This is a genomic window from Luteococcus sp. H101, from assembly GCF_038433155.1.
In the GTDB taxonomy this organism is placed as follows: domain Bacteria; phylum Actinomycetota; class Actinomycetes; order Propionibacteriales; family Propionibacteriaceae; genus Luteococcus.
In genome coordinates this window covers 110748-122999 of sequence record NZ_JBCDMW010000021.1, presented here as the reverse complement: position 1 = coordinate 122999, position 12252 = coordinate 110748, and the positions used below count along the sequence as shown (strand labels likewise).

Below are 12252 nucleotides of genomic sequence, written 5' to 3'. Positions count from 1 at the left end.
GGACCAATTCTAGTGCGGCAGCGGCGGCCCTCAGTCCTCCCCATGGGACCCGGATTGCGCCGGCTGGATGAGAGTGGCGATCTGCACCCGGTTGGACAGCCCCAGTTTCGTCAGGATGCGTGAGACGCACGCCTTGACGTTGCCGACGCTCATGTACTGCTGATTGGCGATCTCTGCGTTCGTGAGCCCTCGGGAGATGGCCAGGGCAACCTCCGCTTCGAGCTCGCTGAGCTGGGCGAGCGCGTCGAGGGACTGCTGCCGGGCCCTCCCGTCCGCCGTGAAGGCAGACACGAGGCGGCGGGTGATTGCAGGCGCCATCGTGGGTTCTCCGGAGCTCACCCGGCGGATGGCCGAGGCGAGTTCTGCGGGGCTCGCGTCCTTCAACAAGAATCCGTCGGCCCCCGCACCCAGTGCGTCCCTGATCATGTCGTCGGTATCCCACGTGGTCAGCACCAGGACGCGGGGTGAGGGCAGATCCTGCTTGATCGCACGCGTCGCCTCGATCCCATTCATGCCGGGCATGCGCAGGTCCATCAGGACGACGTCCGGGTCCAGGTGCCGGACCTGGTCGGTGGCCGCCTGTCCGTCACTGGCGGTGCCGAGGATCTCGATGTCGTCCTGCTCCGCGAGCATGGACGTGATCCCGGCCAGGACGAAGGCATCGTCATCGACCACGACGAGTCGGATCATTGGTTCTCCCGCAGTGGGACGGTGACCTCGAGAACATGGGTGCCCCCGAGGATGGCATGCGAGAGACTTCCCCCGCACAGCTGGACACGTTCCGTGATCCCCCGCAGCCCGTACCCAGCAGGGGTGGGGCTGGGAGCACTGACGGGATTGGTCACGACCAGCAGGCAGTGATCGGCCTCCTCTCGGACGGTGACCCGGATGGGGCCGGGGCTGCCGTGCTTGTGCGCATTGGTGACGGCCTCCTGGGCCATCCGGAAGACGTGTCGCCCGACACCGGGCGCAAGGTCCGCACAATCCAGGGCCATCTCGACCTGTACGGGGTTCGAGGGGGTACTGGCCTCCACCGCAAGCCGGGGCAGGTCGGTGAGGTCCGGTTGAGGGGCACCGGGCTGTTCCTCGCGCAGGTCGCTGAGAATGCCACGAAGTTCGCAGAGCGAGGCGCGGGCATTGGCCCTGATCAATGCGCCTGCCTGGGTGCGCTCGTCATCACTCATCACGCAGCGGTGTTCGAGGGCGGCCGAGTGCATGCTGATCAGGCTCAGACGATGGGCCAGCACATCATGCATCTCCCGGGCGATGGCCAGCCGTTCAGAGGCCTGGGCGGCGGTCACTGCACACTGCTGTTCCCGGGCCAGCGCCTCGTTCTGCTCCCGTAGTGAACGGACCAGGGCCCGGTGCGCACCGATGTAGCTCCCCCACGCAACAAGACATTCGACCCCCAGCGCCACGACGGCGAACCCCCACCCCGAGTTCTGGTACGCCCCGTCCGGGGTCCAAGGCAGCCGCCAGCGCACCAGTGCCAGCACCAGGTAGCTCGCCCCGGCAACCTGACCGCGCCACAACCCGCTCCTGCGTGCCGTTCCCATGACGTGGACGAGAGCCGCCCCACAAGCGGACGTCGACACGGCCGACAACGCCAGGCCCGCAACCACCCGCCCCTGTCGGGCTTGCCAGAACGCGATCATGCCCAGCACCGCGTCGCCCAGCAGCCACCCCACAGGTACTTCCACCTGGTTGCCGGCAGCACTGTCGAGGGCGCACAGGAGCACGAACAGCACGGTCACGGCTGCGAGGAGCGTGTCCCCTGGGCCCAGATGATTCTTCACCCGCCGATAGTAGAAGGGGCGCGTCCTTGGCGCGGGGTATCTTTCGGCCACATCTGACGACGGCGGACCACTTCTCCTGGCCGGGAGCAGACATTGCCTGACCGCTTGCGCGACGCTCACACCACATCACTCTCCTACCGTTGACAAGGGCAGACATTGCCCGACGTCAACGGAGGAGGAATGAATGGACATCGCGTCCAAGATCTTGCTCGTGACGAGCCTGCTGTGCCTGGCACTGGCGGTGGTCACGGCCCTGGCCCAAGTCATGAAGACCGGAATCAGGGGTGTGAGGTTCATGCCATCAGGACTGTTCCTGATCCTGTATGCCGTCACCTACACCGTCTGGCTCCTGTGGTGACCCCCGTGGTGGAGGTCAATGACCTCAGTGTCACGTTCGGTGGCACTCGCGCTCTGTCCAACGTCGACATCACCTTCGACCGTGGAACCATCCACGCCCTGCTCGGCCCCAATGGGGCGGGCAAGACGACCATCTTCAAGGCCATCCTGAAGACCGTGGACCATGAAGGCACCATCCGCATGGACCCACCACGGCTTCGGATCGGGCACCTCATCGAGTACCCCGCCTTCTACGCACGGCTCACCCTGCTGGAGAACCTCCAGCTCCATGCCGACTATCTGGCCGTTCCCCACGACGAACTACCCAAGCTCCTGTCACTGGTGGGGCTCGACCCCCACAAGGATCTGCTCTGCAGCAAGACCTCACTGGGCATGCGACAGCGCCTGGGAATCGCCCGCAGCCTGATCGGGGATCCACACCTGCTGCTGTTGGATGAACCCACGAACGGACTGGACCCGATGGGCATTCGGGACTGCCGGGAGCTCCTCAAGCACCTGCGTGACGAACGAGGCATGGCGGTGGTCGTCTCCAGCCACAACCTGACCGAAGTCGCCGCGCTCGCTGACCGACTGACCTTCCTGCAAGACGGGCGCACCGTCCAGACCGTTTCCCGCGGCCAGGAATCCCACCAGGACCTGGAGGACCTCTATCTCCGTCTCATGCAAGGAGGACAAGCATGATGCACCTGATCGGCAATGAATGGCGAAAGCTCCGCAGGGAGAAGGGACTGTGGTTCGCATTGGCCCTGCACCTCTCCCCCTGGGCGATGGTGGCCATCGCATCGCTCATGGGGGTCACGAGCGCCGGCCGATCGCGCTACTTCATCCTGCACAACCAGTCCATGCTCGTCACCGGCCTGGTGGCCTGTCTCGTCACCACCATCGCCTTTCACGTCGAGCTGGCCAATCGCACGTGGTTCGACTGGCTCACCCTGCCGCAAGGCGCGACCCGACTCATCCTGGCCAAGCTCGCCGTCATCACCGCGGTCCTCGCCGCGTTCCTCGCCGCGTCCACGGCCCTGATGGCAGGCTTGATGGTCTGCAGCGGTGCTGGTGCCGGGATCTTCCGGATGACGATCGCGTATCTCGCGCTCCAGTGCGGCACGTTCGCAGTCATGGTGGCCGTGAGCGCGGCCCTGTGCGTCCTGACGCGAAATGTCGTGGTGGTCAACATCGTCGGTGTGGCACTCGGCATGGTCACGGCGGTCGTGATGGGTGCCGACTTCTCCTGGGCTCTGCCCACCGCTTGGCCCTACCGACTGGGACTGACCGTGCTCGACGAGAGCTACGACTACCCGTGGCACGGGGCCTTGACCAGTGGCACAGCTGTCCACGCCGCGTGCACGGCCCTCGCACTGGTCATCTCCACCTCCTGCGCCCGACGGCCCGTCGTGATCAACGCCCCGATGCGATGATCACACGGTGGCGCGGACCCTGGAGTGACGCCACCCAGCGTGCCACGCTTCCCACACCGGACTAGTGCGGATCCAGCGTGGTCCACGCCTCGCGCAGCAGGTCCTCGTCGGGGCCGTCGATGATGGTGACTTCGCCGACCTGCCGCAGGCCCACCAGGCGCAGCGTGTTGCCCCGGGCCTTCTTGTCCAGGCTCATGGTGGCCCGCAGGGTGCTCCACTCCCCCGCGTTGTAGACCGTCGGCAGGCCGATGCTGGACAGCACACTGCGGTGCCGGGCCACCACCTGCGCAGGCAGCCCTACCGTGCGCGCGGCCACCTCGGCGGCGAAGACCATGCCGATTGCCACCGCCTCGCCGTGCCGCCAGGTGAAGTGCTGGAACTGCTCGATGGCGTGCCCCAGGGTGTGACCGTAGTTGAGGGCCTCCCGGCCCACCCGGTCGGCGGTGGAGGTGGCCTCCCGCAGGTCCCCCGAGACCACCTCCGCCTTGACTGAGACGGCGCGACGGACCAGCTCGGCGAAGCGCACGGTGCTGACGTCGACGGACTCGGTGGGGTCCTGCTCCACCAGTTCCAGGATCCGGGGATCCGCGATGAAGCCGCACTTGACCACCTCGGCCAGGCCGGAGACCACCTCGGCCGTCGGCAGACCGATCAGCAGGTCCAGGTCACACAGCACCCCACGCGGCTCGTGGAAGGCGCCCACCAGGTTCTTGCCGGCGGCAATGTTGATCCCGGTCTTGCCCCCCACTGCGGCATCCACCATGGCCAGCACGGTGGTGGGGATGGACAGGTAGCCGACGCCGCGCAGCCAGGTGGCGGCCACGAAGCCGGCCAGGTCGGTGGCGGCGCCGCCGCCGATCCCGATCACGACGTCGGAGCGGGTCATCCCGGCCGCGGCCAGGTCATCCCAGCAACGTTGCAGCACCTGCCCGGTCTTGGCCGGCTCACCGGCCGGCACCTCAATGGTGACCGGCTCCAGACCGGCCTGGCGCAGCAGCAGCGCCACCCGCTCGGCCTGGTCACTGAGCACGGGTTGGTGGATGATCGCGGCCCGGGCGGCACCGCTGGCCAATTCCCCCACCCGCTCCACGACGCCGTTGCCGATCTGCACCTGGTAGGGCTGCTCGGCGTTGACCTGCAGGGTGGCCATCAGTGCTCCTCGGGGTTGTCGTGAACGGGGTTGTCGTGAACGGGGTTGTCCTGCACGGGGTTGTCGTGCACGGGGTTGTCGTGCTCGGCCTTCTCCTCGTCCGTCCGGATCCCGAACTCGCCCAACACCAGCCGGACCACCGCATTGGGCTTGAGTCCGTTGGTGTCGATCCGGGTGGTTGCCACCTCGCGGTAGAGGGGCAGACGCTGGTTCATCAGCTTGACCATGGTGGAGTGCACATTGCTGGCGAACAGCGGCCGGCCGGCGCCGGAGATCCCCACCCGACGGCTGGCGTGGTGGGCGCTGACATCCAGCCAGACCACGTGTTGGTGGGCCAGGGCGGCGCGGATCTGGTCATTCATCACTGCGCCGCCGCCCAGGCTGACCACGCCGGGGCTGGCCAGGACCTCCAGGGTGACCTCGCGCTCCAGCTCCCGGAAGGCGGGTTCACCGCGGGTGACGAAGATCTCCCCGATCGGCATCCCGGCGCGTACCTCGATCTCCTGGTCGACGTCGGTGAACGGCAGCTCCAGCTTGCGGGCCAGCTTGGCGCCGACGGTGCTCTTGCCCGCGCCCGGTGCGCCGACCAGCACGATGGTCCGCGGCAGGGCGCCGTCGGCGGACGGCTCAGTCATGGATCCTCAACCCCCGTTCGGCCACCTGGGCCAGGTAGGACTCCAGGTTGCGCCGGGTCTCGTCGACGGAGTCCCCGCCGAACTTCTCCAGCACCACCTCGGCCAACACCAGCGCCACCATCGCCTCCGCCACCACGCCGGCCGCTGGCACCGCGCACACGTCGGAACGCTGGTGGTGCGCCCGGGCTTCCTCTCCGGTGCTGACGTCGATGGTGCGCAGCGCCTTTGGCACGGTGGCAATCGGCTTCATCGCCGCCCGGACCCGCAGCACCTCGCCGGTGCTCATCCCGGCTTCGGTGCCACCCGCGTGCTGGCTGAGGCGACGGATGCCGTCGGGGCCGCCCTGGATCTCGTCGTGCGCCTGGGAGCCGCGTACCCGGGCCAACTCGAAGCCGTCACCCAGCTCGACGCCCTTGATCGCCTGGATCCCCATCAGGGCACCGGCCAGCTTCGCGTCCAGCCGGCGGTCGCCCTGGGAGTGCGAACCCAGGCCCGGCGGCAGCCCCCAGGCCAGCACCTCCACCACGCCGCCCAGGGTGTCGCCCGCCTTGTGGCAGTCGGCCACCTCGTCCTGCATCGCCCGGCTGGCCCGGGGGTCGTTGCAGCGCAGCGGGTCGGCGTCGATCCGGTCCAGGTCCGCCAACGTCGGGAAGGTCGGCGCGGCCTTCACCGGCCCCAGCTCGACGACGTGGCTGAGCACGGTGATGCCGCAGGCCTGCTGCAGGAAGTTCTTGGCCACCTGGCCGATCGCCACCCGGGCGGCCGTCTCCCGGGCGCTGGCCCGCTCCAGCAGCGGCCGGGCCTCATCCCAGTCGTACTTCTGCATCCCGGCCAGGTCGGCGTGGCCGGGGCGCGGCCGGGTCAGCTTGGCATTGCGGGCCTGCGCGTCCAGCACGTCCTGGTCCACGGCGTCGGGGCTCATCACCTCGGTCCACTTGGGCCACTCGGTGTTGCCCACCATGATCGCGATCGGGGAGCCCAGCGTCTCGCCATGCCGGAAACCGCCCAGCAGGGTCACCTCGTCGGCCTCGAACTTCATCCGGGCCCCGCGGCCGGCCCCCAGCCGACGCCGGGCGAGGGCCTGGCGGATGTCGTCGGAGGAGACCTGGACATGGGCGGGGATGCCCTCCATGGTGGCGATCAGGGCCTGACCATGGGATTCACCGGCGGTGAGGTAGCGCAACATGCGCACCAGTCTTTCAGAGTTGGGCCCGTGCCTTGAGCGCTTCTTGTCCGGCGGACTTCAACAGGCCAAACGAGACCTCTGCCCCGGTCATCAGGCGCACCTGTTCGACGGCCTGGCCGGCCAACAGGTCCAGCCCGTTGAGCACCAGCTTGCCGGCGCGCTCGGCCTCGACGGCCAGCGCGGAGGGCCACGGGTCGTAGACGGAGTCGAAGACCACAGCGGCATGCTGCACCAGCTCGGCGGCCAGGTGGTCGGCGCCGCCCTCGGGGACGGTGGACAGCAGGATGTCGGAGTCGATCACCTGCCCGGGGGCCAGCTCCCGCACCGCGCACAGCATCCCCAGCGCATTGGTGCAGAAGCTCTTGAGCTCCCGGGCCCGTTCGGGGCGACGAGCCAGCACCAACACGCGTTCGACACCCATCTGGCGCAGCGCGACGACGGCGGACCGGGCGGTGGCGCCATTGCCGACGACGGTGGCCGAGTCCGCGGACTCGATGCCCGCCTCGGCGAAGGCCAGTTGGTAGCCGCCGACGTCGGTGTTGCGGACCAAGGGAACCCCACTCGTTCCCCGAGCTTGTCGAGGGGCCTCGACACCCTCGGCCGCCCTGGTGCGGTTCCTGCCCTGCGGCAGCACCAGGGTGTTGGCGGCGCCGACCAGGTCCACCAGCTCGTCGCCCTGACCGTACTGGCGGATCGCCACCTTGTGCGGCATGGTGACGCTCAGCCCGCGCCAGCTCTCGTCGAGACCGCGGACGAAGCCGTCCAGCTGCTCGGGCGCGAGGTCGACGGCGGTGTAGCCCCAGTCCAGCCCCAGCTCGCGGTAGGCGGCCAGGTGCAGGGCGGGAGACAGCGAGTGACCGGCCGGATGGCCGATCACCGCGCAGCGCTGGCCGGTCAGGCCGGGCAACCCGACTTGTCCTTGGCCGTCTTGCACCAGGCCTCCCACTGCAGCCGGTTCTTCTCGTGCTCTTCGAAGGTCTTGGCGAACTTGGTCTCGCCGGTCTTGTAGTTGACCGTCAGCCAGTACTTGTACTCGCTGTTGGTGGGGTTGAGCGCGGCCTTGATCGCCTTCTCGCCCGGAGCGCCGATCGGGCCCGGGGGCAGGCCGGCAGCCTTGTAGGTGTTGTAGGGGCTGTCCTGCTCGCGGAAGCCCTTGGGCAGCGGCTTGCCCAGCGGGGTCTTGGTGGCGTAGTAGCTGGTGGAGTCGAGCTGCAGCTGCATCCCGTCCTCCAGGCGGTTGTAGATGATGCCGGCCACGATCGGCTGGTCCTTCTCCTTGGCCTCGGCCTCCAGGATGGACGCAACCGTGATGATCTCCATCGGGGTGCGCTTGAGGCCCTCGGCCTTGGAGACCAGCTCATTGCGGGCCGCCACCTCATTGAACTGCTTGGCCATCAGCTTCAGGATCGACGTGGCCGTGGGCTTCTGGCCAATCTCATAGGTCTGCGGGAAGAAGAAGCCCTCCGGGTTGCTGCCCACCCACTTGGGCAGGCCCAGCGCCTGCGGGTTCTTGGCGGCCGCCTGGAACTGCGCCACCGGGATGCCGGTCTTCTTGCTCAGCACGGCAAACTGGGTGCTCATCCACAGCGCCTCGGGCACCGTCACGCGGTTGTGCACCTGGTTGGCCGGGTTGAGCAGCATGTCCACCGCGTCGTCGGCCGCAATCTCGGTCTTCAGCTTGTAGGTGCCGGCCTGGATAGTCTTGGCCTTCTCGTTCTTCGCATAGGCCTTGAGGAAGGCCTTTCGGCTCTTCACCACCTTGTTGGCCACCAGCAGGTCACCGATGTCGCCGCCCAACGAGCCCTCCGGGATGGTGATCAGGACGTCCTTGACCCCGGCACCCTCGGCATAGTCGTCGGAGGTCTTGTAACTGACGTAGGCGGTCTTGGCCTTGTCATAGACAAACCAGCCGCCGCCGAACAGCACCGCCAGGCTGAGGAGCACGGCGAAGGCGCTGCGGGCGTGGTAGCCCACCTTCTTCCAGTCCCGGTTGCCGTTGTTGTCCATGAACAAGCCGCTCACAGTCCGTCCTTACACGTTGGGTTGCCAGATCCCTCGGCGAGGGCCTGTTCCAGGATGGCAACCGCCGCCATCTGGTCGATCATGCCGCGCCGCTGGCGCGAATTCTTGCCCGCCTGGGAAAGGCGCTGGTGGGCGGTGGCACTGGTCAACCTCTCGTCCACCAGGGTCAAGGCTACGTCCCCGAGCTCATCGGCAAGGGATTTCGCCACCTCACGCATGGCGCGCGCCGCGATCCCCTCGTCGCCCTGCAGGGAGATCGGCAGCCCCAGCACCACCTCGACGGGTTCGTACTCGGCCACCAGTTCCCGGACCCGGCGCAACACCTGGGCCGGGTCCTTCGGCGTGTTCTGGATGGTGTCCACAGGGTAGGCCAGGATCCGCTGCGCGTCGCAGGCGGCGACGCCGATCCGGGCCTTGCCCCAGTCGAGGGCCAGCAGCACGCCGCCGGCCGTGGTCAGCCCCGCCACGCTCAGCCCTGCAGCGCGGCTTCGAGGGCGGCCAGCGCCTGCGGTGCGGCCGCGGCATTGCTGCCGCCACCCTGCGCCAGGTCATCCTTGCCGCCACCCTTGCCACCCAGCTGCTCGGCGGCCACGCGCACCAGCGCACCGGCCTTGGCACCCTTGTCCCGCGCCGCCGGGCTGGTGGCGACGATGATGGCCGGCTTGGCCTCGGTGCCGCCCACCAGGGCCACCACGCCGGCGACATCACCCAGCCGGCCGCGCAGTTCGGTGGCCAGGTTGCGCAGCTCATTGCCGCCCACCCCGGGCACCTCCTTGCTGATCACGGTGTAGCCGTTGACGTCGTGCGCGCTGGCCAGGATCTCACCGGCGCCGGCCAGCAGCTGCTGGGCCTTGAGGTCGGCAATCTGCTTCTCCGCGGCCTTCAGGTCCGCGACGAGCTTGTTCACCCGCTCCGTGAGCTGCTCGGGGCGGGTCTTGAGGATGTCGGTCAGTCCATTGACCAGGGCGCGCTCGCCGGCCAGATGCTTGAAGGCGTCGGTGCTGACCAGGGCCTCGAAGCGCCGGGCACCAGAACCGATCGACTGCTCACTGAGGATGTCGATCATCCCGATCTGCGCGGTGCTGGCCACGTGGGTGCCGCCGCACAGCTCGCGGCTCCAGTTGCCGTCGCCCAGCTCCACCATCCGCACGATCTCCGGGTACTTCTCCCCGAACATGGCCTGGGCACCCTTGGCCCGCGCCTCGGCCAGCGGCAGCTCGGTGGCGTGGAAGGCCAGGTTCTCCCGCAGCGCCTGCTGGCAGCGTTCCTCGATCTCCAGCCGCATGGCCTCGCTCATGGACTGCTGGCTGGAGTAGTCGAAGCGCAGGTAGCCGGGCTTGTTGTAGGAGCCGGCCTGGGTGGCCGTCGGCCCCACCAGTTCACGCAGCGCAGCACCCAGCACGTGGGTGGCGGTGTGCGCCTGGCAGGCGCCCAGCCGGTACTGCGCATCGACGATCGCCTTCGCCTCGGACCCGGCACCGAAGTCGACGCCCTCGGGCACCTGCACCTTGTGCACCACCAGGCCGGGCACCGGACGCTGGACGTCCAGCACGTCCAGGCTCACGCCGTCGACGACGATGCTGCCGGCGTCGGAGTCCTGGCCGCCGGACTCGGCGTAGAAGGGGGTCTCGGCCAGCACCAGCTCGACGGTCTGCCCGGCCTGGGCGCGGTCGCTGACCTTGCCGTCGGCGATGATGCCGCGCAGCGTGGTGGGCACGCTCAGCTCGGTGTAGCCCAGGAAGGGGGTCTCACCCTGCTCCCGCAGTTCGCGGTAGGCCTCGTGGCTGACCGTGCCGCCCTTCTTGGCCTTCGCGTCGGCCTTGGCGCGGTTGCGCTGCTCGGTCATCAGGGACTTGAAGCCCTCGACGTCAACGTCCAGACCGGCCTCGGAGGCCATCTCCAGGGTCAGGTCGATCGGGAAGCCGTAGGTGTCGTGCAGCTGGAAGGCCTTGTCACCGGTCAACTTGTGGGAGCCGGAGCCCTGCACGTCGGCCACCGCCAGGTCGAAGAGCTGCGTACCCTGGGTCAGGGTGCGACGGAAGCTCTCCTCCTCCGCCGTCGCGACGGGCAGTACCCGCGCCCACTGCTCGGTGACATCGGGGTAGGAGACCTCCATCAAGGATTTGGAGACCCCCAGCAGCTCCGGCAGCACCGGATCGCTCACGCCCAGCAGCCGCATGGAGCGCACGGAACGCCGCAACAGCCGGCGCAGCACATAGCCGCGGGCCTCGTTGCCGGGGGTGACGCCGTCGGTCATCAGCATCAGCGAGGAACGCACGTGGTCACCCACGACGCGCAGCCGGATGTCGTCCTCGGGATCCTTGCCGTAGGCCTTGCCGGCCAGCTCGGCGGCCCGCTCGATCACCGGGAAGACCTCGTCGATCTCGTACATGTTGTTCTTGCCCTGCAGCAGGTAGGAGATCCGCTCCAGGCCCGCGCCGGTGTCGATGTTCTGGGTGGGCAACTGCCGGGCGATGTCGAAGTCGTCCTTCGCGCGGACCGCGGACAGGTCCTCCTGCTGGAAGACCAGGTTCCAGATCTCCAGGAAGCGGTCCTCGTCGGCCTCGGGGCCACCGTCGGCACCGAACTGGGGCCCGCGGTCGATGTAGATCTCACTGCACGGGCCACCGGGTCCGGGCACGCCCATGTTCCAGTAGTTGTCCTTGAGGCTGCGCCCCTGGATGTGGTCGGGGTTGATGCCGACCTGCTTCCAGTAGGTGATCGCCTCGACATCGCCGTCGGGGTAGTCCGGGTGGAAGCCGGGGCCCAGCACTGTCACCCAGACCTTGTCCGGATCGAAACCCAAGCCGCCGTTGTGCTGCTCGGTGGTGACCAGCTCCCAGGCGTAGGCGATGGCCTCCTTCTTGAAGTAGTCACCAAAGGAGAAGTTGCCCAACATCTGGAAGAAGGTGCCGTGCCGAGTGGTCTTGCCCACCTCCTCGATGTCCAGGGTGCGGACACACTTCTGGTTGCTGACCGCCCGCTTCCACGGCGCCGGCTCCTCACCGGTGAAGAAGGGCTTGAAGGGCACCATGCCGGCATTGACGAACAGCAGCGTGGGGTCGTTGTAGAGCAGCGAGGCGCTGGGCACGACGGCGTGCTCCTTCGACGCGAAGAAGTCCAGGTAGCGACGACCGATCTCGGCTGCTTTCATCAAAGGTGTCCTTGCTCGTTGTCCTGCGGCGATTCTGCTGGGGTGTTTCCAACCGGGGGTTGGCCGGACAGGGGGTGTCCAGACGTGCGCCCAATGCTATCGGGTGTGGCCGACGCCAGCTCCCCGGCAACCGGACGGTGACGACGAGGGCGCCGCTCCTGCACCCGTCGGCCCACATCCCGGGCGGCGGTGGCACCCTTGCCCACCACCTCGGCGGTCTTGACCAGGGGCGTGCTGACCACGGTGGAGACAGTGGCGGCCTGCTCGGTCATGGTGGAGGCGTTGTGGCCCATCTTCGCCAACTCCTCGGTGACCTGGCTCAACCGGGCGATCTCCTGGGTCGTGGTGGCGACGGTGCCCTTCAACTCGTCCAGGATCGGCGTCGAGCCCTCACCCAGGTTGCGCACCGCGATCCGTAGTTCGTCCATCACGCCGCCCAACTTCAGCAGCGGCACGGCGCACAGCGCGACGAAGACCACCGCGGCCGCGGCGGCGACGAGTCCCGCAATCTCTCCCCAGGCCATGGTGTCGAATCCT

At 68.1% G+C, this 12252-nt stretch carries 13 protein-coding genes; 3 read left to right on the top strand and 10 right to left on the bottom strand.

The features are described from left to right. Positions 1–30 precede the first annotated feature (30 nt). Together AAEX60_RS08765 and AAEX60_RS08760 are read right to left on the bottom strand one after the other, a co-directional pair. Positions 31–690 (bottom strand): response regulator transcription factor, encoded by a 660-nt coding sequence (locus tag AAEX60_RS08765; RefSeq protein ID WP_342102736.1) that lies wholly within the window; start codon positions 688–690, stop codon positions 31–33. Then, positions 687–1796 (bottom strand): sensor histidine kinase, encoded by a 1110-nt coding sequence (locus tag AAEX60_RS08760; RefSeq protein WP_342102735.1) that lies wholly within the window; start codon positions 1794–1796, stop codon positions 687–689. The genes AAEX60_RS08765 and AAEX60_RS08760 overlap by 4 nt, the downstream gene beginning before the upstream one ends. 184 nt (positions 1797–1980) lie before the next feature. Between AAEX60_RS08760 and AAEX60_RS08755 the strand changes: the two genes are divergently transcribed. From AAEX60_RS08755 to AAEX60_RS08745, 3 genes are read left to right on the top strand one after another with little or no spacing between them, the layout of a single operon-like run. After that, a complete protein-coding gene (locus tag AAEX60_RS08755) occupies positions 1981–2154 on the top strand; it encodes a hypothetical protein (RefSeq protein ID WP_342102733.1) in 174 nt (57 codons plus the stop codon). 5 nt (positions 2155–2159) lie between these two features. Then, on the top strand, positions 2160–2834 hold the full coding sequence (locus tag AAEX60_RS08750; protein ID WP_342102730.1) for an ABC transporter ATP-binding protein: 675 nt from the start codon (positions 2160–2162) through the stop codon (positions 2832–2834). Next, entirely contained in the window at positions 2831–3568 is a 738-nt protein-coding gene (locus tag AAEX60_RS08745) for an ABC transporter permease (RefSeq protein WP_342102728.1), read from the top strand. Before AAEX60_RS08750 ends, AAEX60_RS08745 begins: the two co-directional genes overlap by 4 nt. A gap of 61 nt (positions 3569–3629) precedes the next feature. Here the strand turns inward: AAEX60_RS08745 and aroB are convergent, their stop codons facing one another. Genes aroB through AAEX60_RS08705 form a run of 8 tightly spaced genes read right to left on the bottom strand, consistent with a single transcriptional unit; the run spans position 3630 to position 12239 of the window. Further along, the gene (gene aroB / locus AAEX60_RS08740) at positions 3630–4718 is read right to left on the bottom strand and encodes a 3-dehydroquinate synthase (RefSeq protein ID WP_342102727.1); all 1089 of its coding nucleotides are present in this window, start codon (positions 4716–4718) and stop codon (positions 3630–3632) included. Next, positions 4718–5353: a shikimate kinase gene (locus AAEX60_RS08735; protein WP_342102724.1), complete on the bottom strand. Its 636-nt coding sequence runs from the start codon at positions 5351–5353 to the stop codon at positions 4718–4720. Before AAEX60_RS08735 ends, aroB begins: the two co-directional genes overlap by 1 nt. Further along, positions 5346–6539 carry a chorismate synthase gene (gene aroC / locus AAEX60_RS08730; protein WP_342102723.1) on the bottom strand — a complete coding sequence of 398 codons (1194 nt, stop codon included), beginning with the start codon at positions 6537–6539 and terminating at the stop codon, positions 5346–5348. Before aroC ends, AAEX60_RS08735 begins: the two co-directional genes overlap by 8 nt. A 13-nt stretch (positions 6540–6552) precedes the next feature. Further along, positions 6553–7446, bottom strand: a complete 894-nt coding sequence (locus AAEX60_RS08725; protein WP_342102721.1) for a shikimate dehydrogenase family protein — start codon at positions 7444–7446, stop codon at positions 6553–6555. Beyond that, a complete protein-coding gene (mltG, locus tag AAEX60_RS08720; RefSeq protein ID WP_342102720.1) occupies positions 7434–8561 on the bottom strand; it encodes an endolytic transglycosylase MltG in 1128 nt (375 codons plus the stop codon). Before mltG ends, AAEX60_RS08725 begins: the two co-directional genes overlap by 13 nt. Further along, complete coding sequence (gene ruvX / locus AAEX60_RS08715; protein ID WP_446721298.1) at positions 8558–9001, bottom strand: Holliday junction resolvase RuvX; 444 nt, start codon at positions 8999–9001, stop codon at positions 8558–8560. The genes mltG and ruvX overlap by 4 nt, the downstream gene beginning before the upstream one ends. Positions 9002–9030: 29 nt before the next feature. After that, on the bottom strand, positions 9031–11715 hold the full coding sequence (gene alaS / locus AAEX60_RS08710; protein ID WP_342102717.1) for an alanine--tRNA ligase: 2685 nt from the start codon (positions 11713–11715) through the stop codon (positions 9031–9033). Beyond that, positions 11715–12239 carry a DUF948 domain-containing protein gene (locus AAEX60_RS08705; RefSeq protein ID WP_342102715.1) on the bottom strand — a complete coding sequence of 175 codons (525 nt, stop codon included), beginning with the start codon at positions 12237–12239 and terminating at the stop codon, positions 11715–11717. The genes alaS and AAEX60_RS08705 overlap by 1 nt, the downstream gene beginning before the upstream one ends. Between the last annotated feature and the right edge of the window lie 13 nt (positions 12240–12252).